At 60.5% G+C, this 22,685-nt stretch carries 20 protein-coding genes; 1 reads left to right on the top strand and 19 read right to left on the bottom strand.

The window, feature by feature from the left end:
• Position 1: 1 nt before the first annotated feature.
• The 17 genes from wecB to rfbB all read right to left on the bottom strand — a co-directional run bounded on the left by wecB (position 2) and on the right by rfbB (position 20,581).
• Positions 2–1,138, bottom strand: coding sequence for a non-hydrolyzing UDP-N-acetylglucosamine 2-epimerase (gene wecB / locus QWI75_RS14940; RefSeq protein WP_289269383.1), 1,137 nt, complete (start codon positions 1,136–1,138; stop codon positions 2–4).
• An 81-nt stretch (positions 1,139–1,219) separates the two neighbouring features.
• Positions 1,220–2,272, bottom strand: coding sequence for an NAD-dependent epimerase/dehydratase family protein (locus tag QWI75_RS14945; protein ID WP_289269384.1), 1,053 nt, complete (start codon positions 2,270–2,272; stop codon positions 1,220–1,222).
• A gap of 45 nt (positions 2,273–2,317) precedes the next feature.
• The gene (locus QWI75_RS14950; RefSeq protein WP_289269385.1) at positions 2,318–3,262 is read right to left on the bottom strand and encodes an NAD-dependent epimerase/dehydratase family protein; all 945 of its coding nucleotides are present in this window, start codon (positions 3,260–3,262) and stop codon (positions 2,318–2,320) included.
• The gene (gene asnB, locus QWI75_RS14955; RefSeq protein WP_289269386.1) at positions 3,259–5,184 is read right to left on the bottom strand and encodes an asparagine synthase (glutamine-hydrolyzing); all 1,926 of its coding nucleotides are present in this window, start codon (positions 5,182–5,184) and stop codon (positions 3,259–3,261) included. Before asnB ends, QWI75_RS14950 begins: the two co-directional genes overlap by 4 nt.
• Before the next feature lie 25 nt (positions 5,185–5,209).
• The gene (locus QWI75_RS14960) at positions 5,210–7,003 is read right to left on the bottom strand and encodes a hypothetical protein (protein WP_289269387.1); all 1,794 of its coding nucleotides are present in this window, start codon (positions 7,001–7,003) and stop codon (positions 5,210–5,212) included.
• Positions 7,004–7,033: 30 nt separating this feature from the next.
• Positions 7,034–7,798 (bottom strand): class I SAM-dependent methyltransferase, encoded by a 765-nt coding sequence (locus QWI75_RS14965; RefSeq protein WP_289269388.1) that lies wholly within the window; start codon positions 7,796–7,798, stop codon positions 7,034–7,036.
• Complete coding sequence (locus tag QWI75_RS14970) at positions 7,795–8,475, bottom strand: SGNH/GDSL hydrolase family protein (protein WP_289269389.1); 681 nt, start codon at positions 8,473–8,475, stop codon at positions 7,795–7,797. The genes QWI75_RS14965 and QWI75_RS14970 overlap by 4 nt, the downstream gene beginning before the upstream one ends.
• Before the next feature lie 25 nt (positions 8,476–8,500).
• Positions 8,501–9,469 (bottom strand): methyltransferase domain-containing protein, encoded by a 969-nt coding sequence (locus QWI75_RS14975; RefSeq protein ID WP_289269390.1) that lies wholly within the window; start codon positions 9,467–9,469, stop codon positions 8,501–8,503.
• On the bottom strand, positions 9,466–11,244 hold the full coding sequence (locus QWI75_RS14980; protein WP_289269391.1) for an ABC transporter ATP-binding protein: 1,779 nt from the start codon (positions 11,242–11,244) through the stop codon (positions 9,466–9,468). The genes QWI75_RS14975 and QWI75_RS14980 overlap by 4 nt, the downstream gene beginning before the upstream one ends.
• Entirely contained in the window at positions 11,237–11,959 is a 723-nt protein-coding gene (locus QWI75_RS14985) for an ABC transporter permease (RefSeq protein ID WP_370693580.1), read from the bottom strand. Before QWI75_RS14985 ends, QWI75_RS14980 begins: the two co-directional genes overlap by 8 nt.
• A gap of 74 nt (positions 11,960–12,033) precedes the next feature.
• A complete protein-coding gene (locus tag QWI75_RS14990; protein ID WP_289269393.1) occupies positions 12,034–13,173 on the bottom strand; it encodes a DegT/DnrJ/EryC1/StrS family aminotransferase in 1,140 nt (379 codons plus the stop codon).
• Positions 13,173–14,792 carry a Gfo/Idh/MocA family oxidoreductase gene (locus QWI75_RS14995; protein ID WP_289269394.1) on the bottom strand — a complete coding sequence of 540 codons (1,620 nt, stop codon included), beginning with the start codon at positions 14,790–14,792 and terminating at the stop codon, positions 13,173–13,175. The genes QWI75_RS14990 and QWI75_RS14995 overlap by 1 nt, the downstream gene beginning before the upstream one ends.
• Before the next feature lie 525 nt (positions 14,793–15,317).
• Positions 15,318–16,580, bottom strand: coding sequence for an O-antigen ligase family protein (locus tag QWI75_RS15000; RefSeq protein ID WP_289269395.1), 1,263 nt, complete (start codon positions 16,578–16,580; stop codon positions 15,318–15,320).
• Positions 16,581–16,795: 215 nt separating this feature from the next.
• Entirely contained in the window at positions 16,796–17,686 is an 891-nt protein-coding gene (gene rfbD, locus QWI75_RS15005) for a dTDP-4-dehydrorhamnose reductase (RefSeq protein ID WP_289269396.1), read from the bottom strand.
• Between the two features lie 3 nt (positions 17,687–17,689).
• Positions 17,690–18,676 (bottom strand): GDP-mannose 4,6-dehydratase, encoded by a 987-nt coding sequence (locus QWI75_RS15010; RefSeq protein ID WP_289269397.1) that lies wholly within the window; start codon positions 18,674–18,676, stop codon positions 17,690–17,692.
• 22 nt (positions 18,677–18,698) lie between these two features.
• On the bottom strand, positions 18,699–19,538 hold the full coding sequence (locus QWI75_RS15015) for a glycosyltransferase family protein (RefSeq protein WP_289269398.1): 840 nt from the start codon (positions 19,536–19,538) through the stop codon (positions 18,699–18,701).
• Positions 19,535–20,581 (bottom strand): dTDP-glucose 4,6-dehydratase, encoded by a 1,047-nt coding sequence (gene rfbB, locus QWI75_RS15020; RefSeq protein ID WP_289269399.1) that lies wholly within the window; start codon positions 20,579–20,581, stop codon positions 19,535–19,537. Before rfbB ends, QWI75_RS15015 begins: the two co-directional genes overlap by 4 nt.
• 294 nt (positions 20,582–20,875) lie before the next feature.
• On the opposite strand from rfbB, the gene QWI75_RS15025 reads away from it, so the two are divergent.
• Positions 20,876–21,361: a hypothetical protein gene (locus QWI75_RS15025; RefSeq protein ID WP_289269400.1), complete on the top strand. Its 486-nt coding sequence runs from the start codon at positions 20,876–20,878 to the stop codon at positions 21,359–21,361.
• Between the two features lie 645 nt (positions 21,362–22,006).
• On the opposite strand, the gene QWI75_RS15030 is transcribed toward QWI75_RS15025, so the two are convergent.
• On the bottom strand, positions 22,007–22,345 hold the full coding sequence (locus QWI75_RS15030; protein ID WP_289269401.1) for a type II toxin-antitoxin system PemK/MazF family toxin: 339 nt from the start codon (positions 22,343–22,345) through the stop codon (positions 22,007–22,009).
• Positions 22,332–22,538: a DUF2281 domain-containing protein gene (locus QWI75_RS15035; protein WP_289269402.1), complete on the bottom strand. Its 207-nt coding sequence runs from the start codon at positions 22,536–22,538 to the stop codon at positions 22,332–22,334. The genes QWI75_RS15030 and QWI75_RS15035 overlap by 14 nt, the downstream gene beginning before the upstream one ends.
• Between the last annotated feature and the right edge of the window lie 147 nt (positions 22,539–22,685).

A 22,685-nucleotide genomic window follows, 5' to 3' on the forward strand; every position in this document is an offset into this window, starting at 1 on the left:
GTCAGAACAGATCCTCGCGACGCCGCCCTGACGGGCGCGACCAGCCCTCGGCCACTTCCAGACATGCCACGATCCGCGCCACGGCTTCCCCGCCGCCGTACAAATCAACGGGAGCCTGGCGTCCGCGCGCGCGGAGATCCGGCGCCAACAGCGCGTTCCGAATGCACGCCGGGCTGGACGGCGGCGCCAGCCGATTCCATCCCAGATCCAGGAGTTCGACCCATTCGGTCTCATCCCGCAGGGTGACGCACGGGACGCGGTAGAAGAACGCTTCCTTCTGAACCCCCCCGGAATCCGTAGCGATGACCTGCGCGTGCTTTTCAAGCGAGATCATATCCAGGTAGCCGACGGGATCGAGAACGGTGACTGCGGCTTCCAGTTTTGCCAACAAGTCGATCCGAGCCAAGGCCTGCCGTGTCCTCGGATGGAGGGGCACCACCACCCGCATCTCCCCCGCGACCTCCGCCAAGGCCTCCACGATGGCCCGCAATCGATCGGGCGCGTCGGTGTTCTCGGCGCGGTGAACGGTGACGAGACAATATTCTCCCGGCTTCAGCCCCAATATGGACAGGATCGCACTCTTGGCCGTGGCCCGCTCCGCATAGTAGAGCGCGGCGTCGTACATGACGTCCCCCACCAGCTTGATCGCCGACCCCGGAACTCCCTCGCAGCGCAGATGCTCGACCGCGGTCGTCGTCGGCGCGAACAGGATCGTCGATAGGTGATCAGTCACGATTCGGTTGATCTCCTCCGGCATCCGGCGGTTGAACGACCGGAGTCCGGCTTCGACATGGGCGACGGGAATGTGCAACTTGGCCGCCGCCAGAGCTCCCGCAAGCGTAGAGTTGGTGTCTCCGTACACCAACACTCGGTCCGGCTGCGCCTTCACCATCAAGGACTCGATCGCCTCCAGCATGCGCGCGGTCTGCACGCCCTGACTGTGAGACCCGATCCCGAGATGATGGTCCGGAGCGGCAATGCCGAGCTCGTCGAAAAAGACCGCCGACATGTTGTCATCGTAGTGCTGGCCCGTATGGACCAGTGTTTCGTGCAGCACGGACGACCGCCGAAGCGCCCGGGATACCACCGCCGCCTTGATGAACTGCGGGCGGGCGCCCACAATGGACATCACATTCATCCGACAACCTGACCAAGAATACGGAGGAGAAGCGGCGTGTGGGAATGGCTCGGGCGACTCGGTGCCTTCATCCCGCGGCCTTCATACCGTCAGGTCCGGCATATGCGGGCGATGCTTGCGGATGCACTGCTCGATCCACGGCAGATTGGCTCGTGTCCACTCGATGGTTCGCTCGAGGCCCCGCTTGATCGGTTCCTGCGCCAGGAAGCCCAATCGGAGACGCGCCTTCTCGACGCTGCCGTACCGTTTTCCGGAAAGATCCCAGGAGCGCGTCGGACCGAGTTCCACCGGAACCGGATTCCCAGTCAGGTCGTTGACCAGCTTGGCCAATTCTCCGATGGAGATTTCCACCCCGCTCGCCAGGTTAAACACCTCACCGGGGTCGGCATGCGAGGCACAGCGCACCAGGCCTTCCACGATGTCGTCCACGAAAATGAAATCGCGCGTGGCCACTCCTCCGTTTTCCACGATGAGCGGCATCCGCCGAATGGCGCGAAAGATGAAGCTCGGCGTGACATTGCGCCAGACGGTGGCTGGGGTTCCCCTCCATCGCCCGGCACCGAGCACTTCCCCGGGACCATACACGTTCTGAAATCGCGCCTTCACCACCGGCAACCCGTATTGCTTGAAGTAATAGTTGCCGTAGAGTTCCCCGATGATCTTTGAAATCTGGTAGGGGCTGTCCAGATACAGCGAAACCGGCGCCTCTTCCGTCGTAGCTCTCGCCTGATCGAACGTCTTCTCCGCCACCGTGCATCCGGACGACGCATAGACGACCTTTATCAGCCGGCGGTGATTCTTGATCCAGTCGAACAGCTTGAGGGTCGTCAACGTATTATTGGCGTGGTCGGCTAAAGGGTCGTGAATGGAGCTTTGGTTGCCGTGATAGGTGGCCAAATGAAACACATAGTCGAACTCGTCGGTCACCTGCTTCAGTACGGCATCATCAGCGATCGATCCCTCGATGAAGACTACCGCTGAATGATCGGGCAGATTTTCGCGCTCCGCAGAGAGAAGATTGTCGACGACCACGACCCGACCCACCCCTTCGCTTAGGAGCCGCCTGACGAGGTTGCTGCCCACAAACCCTGCACCGCCGACCACCAACACGTCCTTCTTGTTCCATACATTCATCGAATTCCTCCTCACAAGCCGGCCTCCGCCGACGCACGGAAACCGCTATCCCTTGCTCTCCAGCGGCTTCAGGTGGGTATAGGTCTGCGCGATCCCGAATTTCTTGTACCACTCGATGGCGGCCAGCACCCCCGGCTCCAGCTCCGTGGAGGTCCGCCATCCGAAATCCCGGTTGGTCTTGGAGGGATCCAGCAGAATCGTAAAGGCATCGTCCGGATTGCGAGGCCTGATCTCGACCTCCTTCTCCAACTTGACGCCCAGCGCCTTCACCGTCGCATCGAAGAGTTCCTTGATCGAAAAGTCGGAACCGGACGAGATGTGGTAAGCGCCCTTTTCCCCTTTCCCGTGTAAAGCCCGCATCACCACCTCAATGAGGTCCGTGATATAGATAAAATCGCGGCGCGTATCCATCACGAAGGAGGGCTTCCCGTTCGTCAGGCGATGATAGAACGTGGGAAGCGGCCCGCTGAGATTTCTGGGCCCGTACGCGTTGGCCAAGCGAAAGGAAATCGCATCCAGCCCGCTCAACATCACGTAGTGCTCACCGGCCGTCTTGCTGATGGCGTAGCTGCTGCCGTCCGGCCGCAGGGGATGGCCGAGCGTAATCGGTTGTTCCAGCGGCCGCAAGCCGTAGCACAGTGCGGTCTGGAAGTAGATCAATCGCCGCACCTCGGCAGTCTTCGACGCCCGCACGATATTGGCGGTCCCCGCCACGTTCGTCAGGGCGTCTTCGGTCCAGTTGTCCGGATCCTTGTACGCGGCCGCCGCATGCACGACGTGCGAAGGCCGGAACGACCCAAACGCGCGGGCGACCAGATCCGCATCGGCGATGGTGCCTTCGATGACGGTCAGGCGCGGATGCGCCGCCAGGTTATCCCGCCGTCCGGTCGCGTAATTATCGATCACGCAGACCTCTGCTCCGTCGGCCACGAGGCGATCGGCAAGATGGGAGCCGATGAATCCGGCCCCGCCGGTGATCAGCACTTTCATGAAGGCACCTCCGCGTTCAAGAGTTGTCGGAAATGAGCCGCCCGATCGTGGAACGTTTGCTGCCAGATCTCCAGGCACAGCAGGCCCCAGAGTTTCCGGCCGAATCTCGGCTCCCGTCCCAGACCGTCGATGACCCGCCGGTTGTCGACCAACGGACGGGTCGCCGCCTTGGAGGAACTCAGCACATCAAGCACAAAGTTACGCACCTGACCGGGTTGCCGCAACCAGTCCTGCAAGGGCACGGGGAATCCCATTTTGTCCGTCCGGTTCACGATGGCCTCGGGCAGCACACGAGCCAAGGCATTCTTGAACACGTGCTTCAGCCGGCCGTCCTTGAACTTGATGTTGGATGGAATCGTGGCGGCCAGTTCGACCAGGGGATGGTCGAGCAGCGGCACCCGCGATTCCAGTCCGTGCGCCATGCTCACGCGATCCTCGACATGCAGCAGCGCCGGCAACAGCGTTTTGAAATCAAAATGGGTCATTCGATCGAAATAAGATTCTTTCCGGACATTCCTGCCTTGAAAGATGTCCCGGAATGTTTCGAACGGCGAGAATCGATCCAGCGCCACCCAGTTGATTTCGTCGCCAAGATCCGGCGCCCGGTTGATCAGCCGAAAATACCGCCGATCCAGGTCTTCGAACAATCCCTCTTTCCAAAACTCCTGCAGCAGCGGCTTATAGCTTCGCAGGACCGCCAGGTTGGGGATGATGGATTCGTACGTCACGATAAAGCTGCCGGAGTGCATGGTCCCATCGATGGCGGCCTTGATACACTGCTCGAAGTAGGCGATCAGATAACGCGCGTACCCGCCGAAGATCTCATCGCCGCCCTGCCCTCCCAGAGCCACTTTGCGGTACTGGCTGGCCAGTCTTGAGACCATGAACTGCGGAAAACTCCCCGGCCCAGCCACTGGGAAGTCCAAGTGGTAGATCACGTTCTGGAGTTCGTCGACGAAATCCCGATCCGAGATGTCGATTTCGTGCAGCTCGAATGATCGAAACCGCGAGAGCTCACGAGCATACCGACTCTCATCGTAAGCGTCTCCACCTGAGAATTTTCCAGTAAATCCTTTGAACCCCTCTCCCTGGTGCAGGGCCGCCAGCGACGCCACGATGCTGGAATCCAGGCCGCCGCTCACGTAGGCCCCTACGGGAACGTTGCTCCGCAGGTGCAGCGCGACGGATTCGTCGAGCAAGGCGTGGATGCGCTCCTCGAAGTACCGTTCGGTATGCAGGAAATCGGGGTGATAATAAATCTCCCAGTATTGCTCCACGCGGAACGCCCCGTTGCGGACGATCAGGGAATGTCCCGGGGACAGCTCGCGTATTCCCTTGAACAGGGTCTTGTCCCCCAAACACAACTGGAATGAGAGATACTCCTTGAATGCCTCCAGATCGGTGTCGATCTCCAAGGAGAAAGGCAGGAGTGCCTTGACCTCCGAGGCAAAATACAGCACGTCATCGGCGATGCAGTAATAGAAAGGCTTGATGCCGAACCGATCCCGGGCGCAGAACAGCGTCTGAGTCGCTTCGTCCCAGAGCGCAAAGGAGAACATCCCTCGAAACTTCAGAAGGCATTCGCGGCCCCACCGGCGGTAGGCATGCAGAATCACCTCGGTATCGGATTGGGTTCGGAAGTGTTCCTCTCCCAACTCTTTGCGCAGCTCGAGGTAGTTGTAGATTTCCCCGTTATAGGTGATCCAGTTGCCGCCGGCGTCGCGCATCGGCTGCTGGCCGGTTTGCAGATCGATGATGCTGAGCCGGCGATGCGCGAATCCTACGGTCCCACTGGGATGCTCCCACTTGCCGTCGCCATCCGGCCCGCGATGACGAATGAGGTCGTTCATCAATCCGAGGCGCTTCCCCAATTCCGGAATGCGTTCGCGCTGAAGCTGAATGCTACCGGCAATTCCGCACATCGATCCCCCCTCTACCCCTCGATCATCATTCGCCGCGAGTGAGCTCAATCATGTTGGTGAAGATCCGCTGTCCCCGATCGCCTACGCCGACCCCGATCGACACCAACGGTCCCACCCGGCAGGATATATAGACGCCGATGGGCGAGTGATCCCACAATACGCGTTTCAGTCGTCCATCGATCAAGGCGTTGCAGATCTCGGACCACCGGTCGTCCGGCGACTGCGTCAGGGTTGCCGCGGACCCATCGAATTCGTCCTGGGATGGATCAGTTGGGACACTCGTGAAGGACACCTCTCCCTCCTCCAACTTCACGTCTGCACGCACCCGAAAGGGCCGGCGCACCGAGGGTCTCTCACGATAGGCTATTTGTAAGGCCCGCCACAAGAGTACCTCTTTTAGCAACCCCTTAAGAGAAACAGTCGTCCTCCGCTGACCTCCGCGCAGATAACTCAGGACGACTCTTCGGAGCGGCGCGCTGCCGCCCAAGGCGCGCAGCACGAGCAACGCTTCGCCGTGGGACCCCGCCATGATTTCAGAGAGGAATGTCCCGATTCGCCCCTGGAGGCGAGAGGGCCGATAGTCTTCCAGACATCGGCAGGCGAGGGTCACCCGGATTCGGACGTGCCGCTCGGCCCGGGTGCCCCGCGCCGCGGCGCGAGCGCCCGCCCCTTGTCTCCGCTCGGCCGCCACATGTCCGACTTTCGGCCACGAATCCACCAGATCGTCGAACTGACCGATGAACGTCCGATAGCTGTATCGTCCCGACGCCACGATGTCGTCGTAGGCTCGCGTCGTCATCTCGCGCAGAAACTCTCCGTCGCGAAGCTTCGCCGCGACCTCGGCCATATTGGAATAGTCTTTTTCGAGGGGAATGTAGTGCACCCACGGGGACAGGATTCCGGAGTAGTCGCCGGGGAATAGGATGAGAGTCGTATGCAAGGCAATCGATTCGAAGATCTTGGGAGAGATCACGTTCATCCGCACGTTCCCCTCGTACTTGTGCAGAATCCGATCGAAGATCTCCTCGAAATCGGCCTCTGGCTTCCGATTCAGGTACGCCCGCACCTCCGCCTCGATGGAGCCGTCGAAATCGGCAATGGTGGCGCCGCTCTCGGTTCCGAGCGTTGCTTTGCAGGAGCTGAGAAACTCATCCCACGTTTTCCCGTACACGCGGTCTTCCTCGCGCCACGCGATGTCGCACCGGAGTCCGTGCTGGGCACTTCGCGCAAGCACCCCCTGCGCAATCCACGCTTTCTCCTGAGCGATTCGCCCCAACCAGAACGGCAGCATCCGTCCGCGATACCCGATGTCGATGGGCCGCGCTTCGACGGGCGGAGTCACCAGACCTACAAGACGCTCCGGCACATATCCGGCCAACGTCGTCACTTTCAAGACGCCCGGGAGACGGTTCTCGTTCCAGATCCTGGAGATTTCCGCCGGGGGCACCAAGGTGAACAGGACGTCGATCCCGATGTCGCGCATGACTGCGCAGATCCCGTCGACCCATCGATAGTCGTCCTGAATGAACTGCACCTTCAAGCCGGTAAACCGGCGCAGAGCCTCCTTCATCACCCGAGGCAGGTAGGTCTCATAGAGCACGCACAGCGAGTAGTGGATGATCACGACATCGAATTGCTCCAGCCTCAAGGCACCCATTCGCTCCAGCCCTCGGGGATTGAGCAGATGAATCTCGTGGCGCGAGTAGTCCACAAACGCCGACACGTGATCCAGGATCGTATTCGCGTGACCGCGATCGTCGTCGCAGAGCAACAGAATGGACAACCGCCGGGCCGGCCTTGTGATATCGGCAAGAGACATCAGGATGAACCTACTTCGCGTCAGACATGTTTACCTGCGCTTTCGAAACACGAACCCTCGCATCCGAGAGAACTCCTTCATGCACTCCGGATTGTGCTGCCGAGCCAACTGGGCACATTTTTCGCTGAAGACGGTGTTGTGCTTGGCGTTCTCGGCTCCCACGATCAGCGGATACACGATACGCGTCAGGTAGTCGTACGATCCCAGGTGAAATTCGTCCACGGGCTCGTAGCCAGCGCGGAAAAATGGCAGCAGCTCTTCCTGCGCGGAGTACACGTTGATACTGGCGGGCTGTACCGGCGGTAAGCCGACGCGTTGCCGAAGCTCGCTCAAGGCGGCGAATCCTTCGCGGAACCCCTCGGCGAGTATGAAGAGCCCCCCCGGCTTCAGGACACGGTCCAGGTTTTCCAGGGCAGCCCGCTGTTCGGAGAGGTTGCGAAGATTGATGAGTACGCGGATACAGACCACTCCGTCGTACGCGCTGCCCATCGACGCCGGAGCCAGCACATTATCAACGAAAAACCGGTTGTTGGTCTCACCCACCCTGGCACGTGCACGATCAATCATGTTTTCGGCGTAGTCGAACGCGTCGACGTGTCGCACCAGCGGGCGAAAGCGAGCGGTCGAAAACCCGTTCCCGCAGCCGACCTCCAACAACCTCATCTCCGCGGTGAGATAGCGGCACACATAGTCATATTCAATCTCGCGTTGGAAGATGTCCATGATATTGACTTCGACATCGTCCTTGACCGTGGCCGCCCGCTCGTTCCAATGCACATCCGTCGCGCTTTTCATATCCGGGGATCTCCTTTCGTTGGCTGCTCTGCGGCGGCTTCCACTGCGGCGAGGATGAAAGGCCAGATTGCATCGGCGTAGACCCGATTTCCCTCGACGCTCAAGTGAAGTTGGTCGGGTGCCGGCAACAACATGCGCGCAAGTTCCTCGTCGGAAAACGGCTTGAATACCGCTTGGATGTCGCACAGCGTAACCGCCGCCTCACGCGCCACCGCTCGAATCAGATCGCTGTAGCGCGCATTGGCTTCTTCGTACACCTCGCCGCTGATCATTGGATCTCGCCGAAGCGTCCGATGATTGGTGGACAGGATAATGTGCCGAGCGCCGAACCGCCGTGCGCGGACGATCATCTCCAACAGGTTGGCCTTGAATGCCGACTCGGAGACGCGCGGCACCCCCCTATCAGTCTGCCAACAATTGCAGTCGTTGAGTCCGAATTGCAAGGTCATCACGTCTGGACTGAGCTCTTGGACATCCTTGGGATATCGTTCGAGCCCCATCCGAGTGGTTTCCCCCGAGATCCCCCGATTGTGCGAATCGATCTCCAGGCATCGGGATACGGCGTGCCGGCGGAGTCGGTCGGCGATCAGCGAGGTCCACCGCAAGGCCGGGTCGATATACTGTCCGAACGTGATCGAGTCGCCCATGTGAACAAGAGTAACTTTTCGCGTTCGCATATCACTCGTCACCCATCATATAGGGTTAGTGCAGCTTCAGCATCCCGCTCTGGAAGAAGAGTCGGTCGACCAGCCGCGCCGTCAAGGAGCCATGATAGCGCCTCAGTTCAAACATCTTAAACTTTGCCGGATACCATCGCAGGAGCCACCGTTCTCGTTTGGGAATTTCATGAATCCATACCGATCGCCTCTGTGCTTCGTATTGGCTGAGGTAGGCGCTGTGGTAATACAGCCGGACCAGCAGGCTATATAACCACGTCGGTACGCGCTCCTCCAAGTGGAACAGAATCGGCTCTTCCAGCGAGGGATAGGTCGGCTTGGATTTCACGATGCGGAACCCGTCGGTCCAGAGCTGCGCAAAGGTGTAGGGTCCGAAACTGCGGAGATGGGCGAATTCGTATTTGGATTGCTTGTAGTGCGAAATGTCCTCGCGCCACGGGACGTGCACGATCAGCCGCGTGTCATCCGTACAGACGGTCCTGAGGTGCTCCACGAGACGCTCCGGCTTGAGCAGATGTTCCAGAATGTCCGAGATGATGATGACATCGAAGAACCCGGGCCTGAACGGCAGCGTTTCGGCGTCGCCGCAGACGGGCGCCATGCCTTCCGACTTTGGAATGGCGGCCAAAAATGGCCACGCCAGGTCGAAGGCCACCTTGAACGCCGCATCGAGCTGTCGCAGATAGATGCCGTTGCTGGACCCGATATCCAACACGCGCTTACCGCGGACGTCTCCCACGAAATCGAGGAGCACCGAATGCCTCGCCTCCCGCCTGCCCTCGAGCGGAACCGCCAGATCGTCCTGCGCGAGCCCTTGATAACAGCACAGATAGCGGCTGCGTTCGGCATCGCCGTAGGTCGGAAGAAAAATAGGGATTCCGTCGCGTATCTCGTAGCGAACGGAACAGGTCGCGCATTGCAACGAGGACGCCGAGGCTGTGAGCGATCCTCGACAGGCGGGGCAGATACAAAACTCAGTATAGTCGTGCTTCACCGGATGCTCCACGTGGCAAGATGGCGGATAATGCCACTCTCCAGCGGCGGATTCCCAACCACGGCGAATTCGTAGCTCCGGTCGAGCAGGTCGTACACTTCCGTCGGTCCGACCGAAGAGAGCTGACGATAGAGCGCCACCGAGAACACGTAACTACCGTTGCCCAGGCGAATCGGTCCGTAGTCGAGATCGGCTTGCCTCGTCTCGCCCTGGTTCAGTTCCAGATGCATCGTGGGTCCGATGTGGGTCGAAACGACCACGCCGTCGAGCCTGAAGAGCACGGCGACGGGTATTACCGGATAGCTGCCGGCGGCTTTGGCGAGAAACCTTATCCGCACCCGCAGCTCACAATCCGGTTCGAAGACAGCCTGCTCTTTCTCCTCGGCGTTGAGCAGCCGCACTGATTGGATCGCCAAGGATCCTTCCCCGGGCCACCGGCTCACCGTGCGCACTTCGCCGGTCGGCCCGAGAGATGCTTGAGTGGACACCGGACCTCTATCAAGGCCGCCCGCCTCCGCTACGGAAAAGGGCTTGACCTCCACGTCGTGTGTTCCCCACGTCAGAGCCTTCGGTAGAATATAATGGCCATGAACGGTCCCGTTCCAACGGATCGTCAACGAGACCTCGCCTGCTCCCCGAGTACGATATCCCACTCGGCAACGATACCGTTCCTCCGGGTACAAATGAAAGGCGCGGCAGACGACCGTGCCGGAAGTAGCGCCTTTTCCAGCATCCGTCACGCTGCGAAACAGCACGCCCCCCGACTCTTGGGGTTCAGACCAATGTCCGCCCTCCAGACTGACATAGGCCAGATGCGACGTGTTGACGTCTTGTGCGTCTCCCACCCGAACCCCCGCACCGGCAACCTCGCCCTTGAACAGAGTCACCTCGCATATATCGCACGTCGACCCGGCCGTCGCCGTGAATTGCACGTCCAGCGCATCGCGCGTCTCTCCGCGCTGCGAAGAGTGCAATCCCGGGTCCTGCGCAACGCGGTTTTTTGCTTTGAGCCGTTCGTCGTCCAAGAAACGGATGTATCGTTCATATTCCTTTACCACTTCGAGACTGGACCCTCGGCACACGATTTTGCCTCGCTCGATCCAAATGGCCCGGTCGCACAGCTTCACGATTTGATCCAGCGAATGGGACACCAGCAGCACCGACGCTCCTCCGTCGACCAACTGCCGAATGCGGTCCGCGGATTTGCCCACAAAGTAGGCGTCGCCGGCGCCCAGCATCTCGTCGATAATAAGGATCTCCGGCTTGATCGCCGTGGCCGTTGCAAACGCCAGGCGAGCCTGCATTCCGGACGAGTAGGTCCGGTACGGCTGTGCCAGAAAGTCCCCCAATTCGGTGAAGTCCACAATGTCCTCGACGGCGGCTTCGATCTCGGCGGTCGTCAATCCCTGATAGGTCAGCGAGGCGTGAATATTTTCATAACCAGTGAACTCGGGATGAAAGCCTGCGCCCGCGTCCAGCAGCGCCTGGATCTTGCCGTTCACCTCCACCGTGCCTTCGGTTGCCGGGATGTTGCCCGTGATCAATTTGAGCAGCGTCGACTTTCCCGCGCCGTTGCGGCCGAGAATACCTGTCCGGCTGCCGACCGGCAGATCAAGATCGATCCCCTTCAGAGCCCAAAACTCCTTGTACCGCTTGCGTCCGCGCCACCCCCATCGGGGAAGACCAATCGCATCAAGAAAATTGTCGACCCGAGACGGGAAGATCTTGTACATCTTCGCCACCCCGGCCATGCGTATGGCCATTGCGTCAGGCATAGTCGATAAGGACTCGCTTGCCTTTCGCGAAAATCCACCCTCCGCTGACAAATATTCCGCAGGAAAGGATCACCAGCGCCGCCCACTCCCACCAGTGCGGCAACTGCCCCAGGACCAAGACTTTCTGGTAGGCAATGACGAAATACGCAAACGGGTTCAAGAGGATAAGCGGCTTCAACGTGAGCGGCACCATGTCGGGAGTATAGGCGATGGGCGACGCGATCAACATGATCATGAGCACAATGCCCATCGCGTACTGGAGATCCCGGAACACGACATGGATCAAGGACAGAATCCAATTGAGTCCGACCAGGAACAACACTTGGAGCCCCCACAGCAGCGGCCATGCCAGAATGGCCCATGTCACGCGGCCCGTCGCGGCGGACAGCAGCACGATCGTCGCAAATCCCACGATCGACACCGCTTGACTCATCAACACGGGCTTTACCGGCGCCAGATCGATCGGAAAGACGGTATTGTTCAATACCGACCGGTTGGCCACCACCGACGAAACGCCCCCGTTGAGCGCTTCGCCGCTCATGAGAAAGGGGACCAGCCCCGCGAACATGTACAACACATACTCCAGGGGAGACATCTGCGTGGGACGCACCGCGAAGATATACAGGTAGACAACCGCGTAGATGGCCAGGATCGCCAGCGGGGCGACCAGCGCCCATCCCACACCCAAGAGAGATCCGGCGTAACGGGCGGCCATTTCCGTCCGCGAGATGCGCAGAAGCAGGCCGAAATGGCTCAGAAGGTAGAGGGCTGAATGAGAACCCGCACGGTTCAAGATGAATAAAACCGCTGGATGGTCTGCACGACCTGTTGTTGCTGCTCCGGCGTCAATTCGGGATAGATCGGCAGCGCCAGCGTTTCCTTCGCGGCGCGCTCGGATTCCGGAAAGTCCCCTTCCTTGTAGCCCAGCGGCCGGAAACATTCCTGCAAATGGAACGGCACCGGGTAGTAGATCTCGCTGCCGATCCCCTGCTGCTTCAAATGCGCCATCAGCTCATCGCGCCGGGGCGCCCGAATCACGAACTGATTGTAAATGTGATGATGCTTCACCCCGGCGCGCCGATATCGGGCTTCCGGAAGGACGACGCCCGGCTTGTCCGTGAGTCCCGCCTGTTGGAACAGCGTCCGGTACCGTTCGGCATTCTCCTGGCGTCGCCTGGTCCATTCGTCCAAATAATTCAATTTCACGTTCAGGACGGCGGCTTGAACGCTGTCGAGCCGGAAATTGCCACCGATCAGCTTGTGATAGTACTTGGGCTTGCTCCCATGGACGCGGAGCACTCGAATCCGTTCGGCCAAATCGAGGTCGTTCGTGACGACCATGCCCGCATCGCCCATCGCCCCGAGGTTCTTGCTGGGAAAGAACGAGAAACACCCGACCGTCCCGACGCTTCCGGCCCGCCGGCCATCGGCATAGTCCGCTCCGATCGCCTGCGCGGCATCTTCAATGACGTGCAGCCCTCGCTGTTTCGCGAGGGCCATGATCGGAGCCATCTCCGCGCACTGGCCGTAGAGGTGCACCGGAATGATCGCCTTCGTGTTCGGTCGGATCGCCCGCTCGATTTTGACCGGATCGATGTTGAAGGTCTCGGGCTCGATATCGACGAAGACCGGTCGGGCTCCCACCCGGACGATCGCGCCGGCCGTGGCAAAAAAGGAATAGGGACTGGTGATGACCTCGTGCCCAGGCCCGATGTCGAGCGCCATCAGCGCCACCAACAATGCGTCCGTCCCGGAGGAGACGCCGATGCCGGCGCGGGCCTGCGAATAGGCCGCGACCCGCTCCTCCAGCTTCGTCACTTCAGGTCCGAGAATGAACGCTTGGCTCGACAGCACCTGTTCGATCGCCGCCATAATTTCCGCCTGAATCGGTTGATGCTGGGCGCTGAGATCGAGCAAGGGAATCGTCATTATCGCTCTCCATGCTTTGCGTTGGCTGATACTGGTACCACCCCGTGGGGAGTCTTGCGAAACACCGATCTACAGGCCTCGCAGATCGCCCGCCCCGCTTTGAGGCGCAACTTCACGCCGCAACGGCACATCCAACCCTTCACACGAGCCGGGCTGCCCACCACCAGGGCATGATCTGGCACCTCACGCGTCACCACGGCACCCGCCCCGACCAGCGCATACCGGCCAATGGTCGTCCCGCAAATGATGGTGCAGTTGGCACCGAGGGTCGCTCCGCGTTTGACGAGGGTGGGACGCAATTCGTTCATCCGCGGAATCTCGCTGCGCGGATTAAACACGTTGGTGAACACCATGGAGGGCCCGCAGAACACGTAATCCTCAAGGGTCACGCCCTCATAGACCGAGACGTTATTCTGAATCTTGACCCCCTCCCCCACCTTCACATTGGGCCCCACCACGACATTCTGCCCGATCTTGCAATTCCTCCCGATCGTTGTGCCCTTCAGGATATGGGAGGTATGCCATATGCTCGTCCCTTCCCCGATGTCCACCCCCTCGTCGATGAACGCCGAGGCATGGGCGAAGTAGGCCGGCTTGGCTTTCGCGGCCGGTGCCGGGGGCTGCTTGCGCTCCAAGGCCTCCTGGCATTGCTGGAGCACGGCGAGGACGCGCAGTCCCTCCTCGCCGTCCGTCCGGGGCGTCTTCCTGGTTTCGATGCAATCAAGAAAATGCTCGCACTCCGTTCGAAGCGGCTCGCGGAGATCCAAGGCGACGGTCTGCGCCTCGGCTTTGGTGGGGACCGGGAAGTTGTCCTTCCAGTCGATCGAGTGCGGATACAGCAGCAGCTTGTCCTTCTTTTCCGTATCGTCGAACACGGCCATCTTGCGATCGCCGACGACGACAAGCTTTTGCTCCTTGTACGGATGGAGCCAGGACACGAAGATATGCGCGCGAATCCCGCTTTTGAATGACAGCAAGCTCGTCGTCACGTCCGCGATCCCCGGATGCAGAAAATTGCCGCCTTGGGCCTGCACGGTATCAGGCATCTCCTTCACAAGACCGAGGATCACCGAAAGGTCATGGGGGGCAAACGACCACAGAATATTTTCTTCACGCCGAATCTTCCCCAGGTTCAACCGATTCGAGTAGAGGTACTGGATGCGCCCCAGCTCTCCGTCCCCGATGAGCTGCTGAATCCTAAGGACCGCAGGGTGGTACCAGAGCAAATGCCCGACCATGAGAATACAGTTCTGGTGTCTGGCAAGATCCACCAGAGCCCGCCCTTCCGAGACCGACAGGCAGAGCGGTTTCTCCACAAACACGTCTTTTCCGGCAAGAAGCGCCTCCCGCACCAACCCGGCGTGCGTCTCCGCGGGCGTGGCGATCATGACGCCGCGAATGGTCTTGTCCCGCAACACATCCGAATACGCCCGCACAAGCCGGCAGGAGGGGTATTGGGCGCCGAGCGAGGCCAGTGTCTCGTCATGCGTGTCGCAGATCATCTCCAAGGCCTGGAGATCGTGCATGTTGCGTACGAGATTTTTGCCCCAGTAGCCGGACCCGATGACCGCAATGCGCGGCCGGCGCGCGGCAGATTCGTTGGGCGGTGCTGCTTGCATCAGGTTACCTCCGGCAATTCATCTCCATGTAGTCGCAGACCTTAGCGTCTCCTCGCGAGGTTGGATAGAGGGAACTCGCCGAATCGGCAGGACGCTGTGCACCGACCGATGGTGGAAAACTCTCTCCGCCGCCGAGGAGGAGGAACCGCGCCGAGGTTGGTCTCTTTAGTCCAACTCGAACAAGACACCCCTGGTCGGCCGATCCTACATCAAATCGGCAGATTCCTCCAGGTCCGAATCGCCGTCACTGGCGCTTCGCATGACCGCCGCCACCGAGGCGCCTCCATGCAGAATCGACATGGTTTCCAAAGTCAAAGCACAACTCCCATTGTCCGCCGATGCCGTGGTGATGGCTCGCCTCCGGCTGGCAGTCGGTGCCGCGCTCAACCGAATGGGAGAATGGGCTGTGTCGATAAAGACAGTTGAATGGACCCCGAGGGCGATTGTGGCGGAAGTGTGATCCCGTTGTCCAGTCGCTTGTAAAGAAAGTGGACCAGGCCATAAGACGGTAGGGCGAAGACTTTGTCAGGCGCGTACCGTCGCGGGAGAGTCCTGAGGGATCGACGCGAGACGCTCGGCCCGGTCTTGATCGCTCACGCAGAACAAACCGGTGGCAACCAGAATCCAGAACAGATTGGCCAGGCTCCCGATGAACATGTAGTCGAATACATTCCGCACGGCGAATCCCACCACCATCAGGGCTGCGCCGAACGGTATTGCTCGGGACGCGCCGTCCGAGAGCGCTCCGACCGCGCGAGTCAGGATCAGGAATATCCGGATCAACAGCCAGGCGAAGAATGCCAAGGCCGGCACCCCGCTGCCCAACCCCACCACGACGAACGTGCTGTGCGGCCCATAGGCCTTCTCCAATTCAGGCCGTCCGGCATACCGTTTCACAAAGTTGCTGTTGCCGTAGCCGATCCCGACGAGCGGATGGTGCACGAGGTCCTCCGCCGCCAGTTTCCACACGGCTACCCTGGCCTCCAAGGTCCAGGGATCCGCCGTGCTTCGTTGAAATCCCCTATCCGAGGCGAGGACGAAGCCGAAGCCGATCGCCGTCAAGGCCAAGATCACTCCGGCCAACAGCCAGCGCCGCCCGGAGAGCCAACCGCCCGCGAGGCCCTCGGCCGCGAGCCCGGCCCAGCCGGCTCTCGTATAGGCCACGACCTCGGCGGCCAAGGCCACGACGGCCACTACGAGCGAGAGCCCTTTCATCCATCGAGTCCGCACGACGACCGCCGCCGCCAGCACCATCGGAATCGCCATGACCATGTAAGTGCTCAGCCAATTGTAGTCCGAGCCGGGCGCGCCGGCCCGCACGTGACGATCCCGCCAGGTTCCGCCCTGCAGGATGAATTCGACGATCGCGTAACCGGCGCTCGTCACGGTCCCAAGCAGCACGGCGATCATGACGTGCCTCACCAGACGATGGTCCGGTTGCGCCCGGAACACGGCCACCGCCCAGTAGAACACCAGCGCCTGCCCTGCCAGCTTGCGCCATTCCCGAAAACTGTAGGCCGGATCGATCGAAAACGGAATGCTCAGCAGAATCCACCCGAGAAACAGCAGCAGCGGCAGGTCGAGCGGCGTCCGAATCCAGAGCGAGGCCCCTTCCTTCCACCGTGCCGCCGCCGCGATCAGGAGGAGCGAAAAAAACAGGTACCGCGCGGGACCATGAGCCGGCGGGATGAAATTCAGGAACGTGAGGACGGCCAGGCCGATGCCCTGCGCGGTCCAGACCCGATGCCGCCAGAGCAGTTCCGCATGCGTCAAAACGGGCGCGGCCATCTTAACCCACATTATTCATGAGCAATTCTGCTGCAATTGTGGATTCGCCGCTGCGACTAGCCAACATGCGGCCTCGACGGCCCGTTGGCGGGCGGGCTCGCCGCTCGATCGGTCAACAGACTGTTTCAAGTCTGCCTCCCTTCCTCGCGGCTCCGCGCGCCCGTCTCGCGTGGCGACTCCGCAATTTCGCGACGAACTGTCATGAATAATGTGGGTTAAGTCGCGACAGGGCCGGCGGCGGTCGATTCGTGCGTCAGCAGATAGTCCTCCACCATCTCCCGCCACCCGCGCATCGAGAGTCCAAGCGCCGGCAGCCGCTCGCTCGCCAGGGCGGTATTGGCCGGCCGCCTGGCCGGCCGGTTCAGGTCGGCGAACTGAATCGGCTCCAATGGGTGAGAGCGTCCGACCGACTTCAGAATGTGCTCCGCATATTCGAACCAATTGCAGGAGCCGGCTCCTGCCACGTGATAAATGCCGGTAGCCTTCCGTTCGGCAAGCCGCAGCATCGTTGCGACAAGGTCCTTGGCCAAGGTCGGGCTCCCGTATTTGTCGATCACCGCCCTCACCGGCTCCCCCTGGCGCAACCGGTTCAGCACCATCGTGATGAAGTGATGCTTCCCAAGGCCGAACACCCACGCCGTCCGCACGAGACAGACCCGGTCCGTTTCGCTCAACGCGGCCTGCTCCCCGGCCAACTTGGAATGGCCATAGACATTAATCGGGTTCGGCCGATCGGACTCGACATAGGGGGCTCCCTTGTCTCCGTCAAACACATAGTCGGTGGAGATGGCGATGAGAAAGGCGCCGGCTTGGGCCGCACCCCTCGCCACCAGCCTGGTCCCTTCCTCGTTCACGCGATAGGCGGCATCAGGATCTCGCTCGCAGGCATCGACGTCGGTCATCGCCGCGGCATGGATGACGAGGTCGGGCTGTTCCCGCACGATGGTCTCGACAATCCGCCGGTCCGACACATCGTCTGTCCCATGGGTTGCCAGATAGAGGGATTCACCTTTGAGCACGCGAGCGACCTCTTGCCCCACCTGGCCGTTCGCACCGGTCACGAACACGCGCATCGTGCCGGTCCTTTCCCACTGCTCATTTCTCATTCCTCATTTCTCATTCCCGGCAGCAAAATGCTTCATGTCGGCCTCGACCATCTCCGCCACCAGCTCCTTGAAGGAGATTTTCGAGGTCCACCCGAGCTCCCGCTTGGCTTTGCTCGCATCGCCCAGCAGGGTCTCCACCTCGGCCGGCCGCAGCAGTTGAGGGTCGATCGTGACATAGTTCCGATAATCCAGGCCGACGCAGGAGAACGCCACCTCCGCAAACTCCCGGACCGTATGTTGCTCGCCGGTTGCGATCACATAGTCTTCCGCCAGCGGCTGCTGCAACATCATCCACATGGCCCGGACATATTCCCGCGCATGGCCCCAGTCGCGCCTGGCCTCCAAGTTCCCGAGTTTCAATTCCCGGATCAACCCCAGCTTGATCCTCGCCGCGTGGGAGGTGATCTTTCGCGTCACGAACTCGAAGCCGCGGCGGGGCGACTCGTGGTTGTAAAGAATGCCGCAGGAGGCCTGAATGCCATAGGCCTCGCGGTAGTTTCTGGTCAAGTCGAACCCAGCCACTTTGGAAATCCCATAGGCCGATCGGGGATGAAACCGGGTCGTCTCCCTTTGCGGCACCTCTGCCACCTTGCCGAACATTTCGCTGGAGGCGGCGAAATAGAAGCGGCAGGCAGGCGCGCAGTCCTTGAGCGCCGCGAGCACGTAGTGGGTCCCGTTGATATTGGCGTTGAGCGTCGAGAATTCGTCCTCGAACGAATAGGAGACGAAGCTCTGGGCCGCCAGGTGGTAGCACTCGTCCGGCTTGACCGCCTGAAACACCCGATAGATGCTCGGCAAGCTTTCCAGCGACGCCGCATGGAGATGCAGCCGGTCCTTGATCGCCAGAATGCGCCACAGGCGGTGGGCAGGGTCCTCGATCGCAATCCGCCGGACGATGCCGTGGACTTCGTAGCCTTGTTCGAGCAGAAACTCCGCCAGATAGGACCCGTCCTGCCCGGTAATGCCTGTGATGAGCGCGCGTTTCGTCATGGTATCCTCGCGAAATCTCTTGTCAGCCCCTGAACCCCTTTTGCATGACCGTCCGATAGAACTGCAGGCTCAGCCAGCGATTGCGAAAGGGGCGCAGCCGCCTGGCGGCCTGAATGCGCTGCTCCATCACCTTCGGATGGGAGCCCGAATAGTTCTTCAACATGCCGTAGTCCGGAAACTCCGCATCCATGGCGGCCCAGGCGTCGATCCGCTCCTCGGTCAGCCGGTCGCCCTCGTGGCGGCGGATCTGGTAACGGCGCTTTTCACGCAGCGCGCCCGGGTTTCTGGCATAGCCGTAGTGAAAGATGCGGGCCTTGATCAGTTTCCCAAGGTTGCCGTTCTTGATGACGCCGGGCAGGCCCGGCACTTCAAAATCGAACCCGTCGATCGCCGACCGCACCCGGCCGTCGGTCCGGACGATCCTGGTGGCGCGGTGGTACATCCAGGGATCAAGCGACCAATAATCGCCCTTGAAGTGCAGCACGCGAAAGACCAGGGCCAAGACCTCCTGTTGGGGCAGGTACTGTTCCATGGCCCGCCGGATCACCGGCAGATCGTCCTCGTGCACTACCTCATCCCCTTGGAGCAGAAAGGCCCAATCTCCCGTGCAATGGGAGAGGGCGATGTCCTGCTGAATGCCGAAGAGCTTGCCGTCCGTGCGCAAACTGTCGTCCCAGACGGTTTCGACGATCTTGATTTTCGGGGAACCGATCGACCGGATGAGGTTCAACGTGTCGTCCTCCGACCGTCCGACATTGACGACGTACTCATCAACCATCGGGAGGATCGAGGCGATCGACTCCAGCACGGGAAAGTCGAATTGAATGGCGTTGCGGATCAACGTGAACCCGCTGACTTTCATCGCGATGTCCCTTGCTCGGCCTGCAAGCCGGCCCCTTCTTGAATTCGCCGCTCATACATGCGCCGGTAATAGGCGGCGAATTCACCCGACTTGATCTTCCGCCACCAGGCTTCGTTAGATTGATACCAGCGCACCGTGTCCCGCAAACCCTCCTCGAAGGGCACCGACGGCTTCCAGCCCAAGGCCTCCAGGCGGCGGCATGACACCGCATAGCGCCGGTCGTGGCCGGGCCGGTCTTGGACGAAACGGATCAACGATGCCGGCTTGCCGAGATGGTGGAGGATCGCGCGGGCCACGTCGATATTTTCCCGTTCGTTGCCCCCGCCGAGGTTATAGACCTCGCCCGGCTTGCCATGGAGAAACACATGGTGGATGCCGGCGCAATGGTCGAGCACCGAGAGCCAATCCCGCCGGTAGCGGCCGTCTCCATAGAGCGGGAGCGGCTGGTCGTCGAGCGCGTTGGTGATGAACAGGGGAATGAATTTCTCCGGGTATTGGTTGGGCCCGTAGGTGTTGCTGCCCCGCGTGATCACCACGGGAAATTGATAGGTGGTCCAGTAGCTCTGCACCAGCAGGTCGGCGCCGGCCTTGCTCGCGGAATAGGGGCTGCGCGGGGCCAGCGGGTCCGCCTCCGTGGAATGCCCCTGCTCCACGCTGCCGTAGACCTCGTCGGTGCTCACCTGCAGAAACCGGCGGACTCCGGCTTGCTTCGCCTCCTCCAGCAGCACGGCGGTTCCGATCACGTCGGTCCTGGTGAAGGCCAGTGGGTCCGTGATGGACCGGTCCACATGGGTCTCCGCGGCGCAGTTGATGACGCCCTCGATGCGATGCTCGCGCAACAGGCGCCGGACGAGAGGGGCGTCCGCCATATCGCCGTGAACAAACGTATAGCGCGGATGGGAGGCCACGTCGGCCAGATTCTCGAGGTTCCCCGAATACCGGAGCGCGTCGAGGTTGACGACCTGGTCGTCCGAGCCCTTCAGCAACCGCCGCACCAGATGCGAGCCGATGAACCCGGCCCCGCCGGTCAGCAGGATGCGCATGATCTCTCCATATGCAGGTGTGGCACAGATCTCCACTCACCAGCGCTGCTAGCCCGCATGATTCACGATATTCGTGGTGTGCACCCGTTGCAGCAACGGAGAAACAGTCAACCGGAAGATGCCTCGCGAGTAGGGTCCTTCTAGCACATACATGAGCCCGCTGGGAAGAAGATCCGAACCGCCCCGGCTTCCTACACAGCTCGCTCGGGCACCTGGCGTATCTAATGCCGCTACGTCTGTGCCCGAGCCGGCGGTGACACCTACCCCTCTCGGTTGTAGCAGGCATGGCCAGATGTGCGCATCCTCAACGCCTCGGTCACCGGTTATAACCTCGCCGATTACGCCAATGTCCTGGAAACAATCCTGCCGACACAGCCGGTGGAAGGGATCATCCTCGGCCTCTGCTTGAACGACGTGATCGGCGCCAGCCAAGCCAATATCCTGACCGTGCTGTCGAAACAGACAGACCACCGCCCGACCCAGGACCAGGCATCACAAACCGGGCAACAGGCGAAGCAACAACAAGAACAAGATAAGGTTCAGCTACTTGCTCAGCCGGGACCGATCGAAGTCAGCAAGGACCGATATCCCAATCCCATCGTCCGGACGATCCGCTACATAAATGACAACTATTTCAACTTTAATGAAGCGCTCAAGCGATATTCCCGGACCTACCTGTGGCTGAAGAGCCTCGCGACCGACACGTCACGGGATTATTTCCAGGCCGATGCACTGGCCTACCGAGATGACGCAACCATGGCGACAGCCGCGAAGATCTGATCTGAAAGAAGGCGCTGGAATGGGGTTTGATTTCAGACGAGGGTTGATCCTACCAAGCATGCCGAGCCCCAGAAAGGAATATAATGCTCCTCGTCACAACTGACACCGATGATGCCGGCGGCAATGGTTGAAAACATCTGCCGGTGGGAGTTAAGGGACTGATTACGGGTCGTTCCAGAATTTCGGAGGATCTCTGACAGACCTGTTCTCCTTCATGGCTGGTTGGGTCAGTATCGGGGGAGGGACTGTTGCGGTCATAGCTGAAGCGATTCAGATCTTGCGGCCGCCGCGGATCGGACACGATCGTGCCGGGCGAGAGGAAGCGGCCCAAGGCCGGGTCGTCGTAGCGCGTGCCGTAATAGTGCAGCCGAGACCCTCCTCGCGGAGGTCCGCCACATTCAAAGACTGTGTCGGATCCTCACCAGCAAGCTGACGGATGAGGACGAGGAAAACGAAGAGAGCGAAGTCGCCCACCGCTTAGCGCTGATTGGCGACAAGAGCGACGACCTGATCAACGGCATCACACACATGGCCGGCTTGGCGCAGCGGCGAATCCGCGATTGCAGCAGAAGCGCTCATGAACAATGCGCGCTAGCATTCGCCGAGCCAGAGCCAACATCATGTCCTCTGACAATCAGGAGTGGGCTATCCCAGAATAGTGGTGAAGGCCTGTCGGAGGGCGGCTTGATCGGTTGACATGAGTCGTCCAAGTTTCTTGAGCACGAGAGCTGGATCGATGGTGGTGAGCACCGGTTTGATGACGGATGGCTTGAGCAACCCCGCGCCCCGCCAGTCCTGGACCTGAACCTCGCCTACTGACAGTGTCGAGGGCTGTTGGCTCGTGACGGCCATGATGAGGAGATCCGGGCGTGCCCGATGATAGGCGGAGCTGCTGACGACCACGGCAGGGCGGCGTTTGGTGGCTGACTGATCCGTAAAGGGAAAGGGAACTAAAACGAGATCCCCGAACTCATAGCCGGTCATAAGCGGCGTCGGCGGGGTTATCCCAGACACGTGTGAAGGCCGCTGTGGCAAGTTGTCCGGCGGCCTGTGTTAAACCTCGCTCTTCCGCCTGACGATGCGCCAGAAAGTCGACGAAATCTTCGACTTCGGCCAGTCGTTCCGGGGGCAAGTTCCTGAGCTTGTCTAAAAGCGCCTGTTCATGCGTTTTCGTCATGGCCGCCTCTCGCTATAAATGTGGAGGTTACACGCCTCCGCGCTAAAGATCAATTGAATCTCTGCGCTCACTGACAACACCGCTGGCAAAGTGGCGACCTATGATGATGCGCGGACAAAGAAAGAATGGCTCTTCCGGAAATCGTGT

Origin of the sequence: Nitrospira tepida (assembly GCF_947241125.1) — a bacterium.
Classification (GTDB): domain Bacteria; phylum Nitrospirota; class Nitrospiria; order Nitrospirales; family Nitrospiraceae; genus Nitrospira_G; species Nitrospira_G tepida.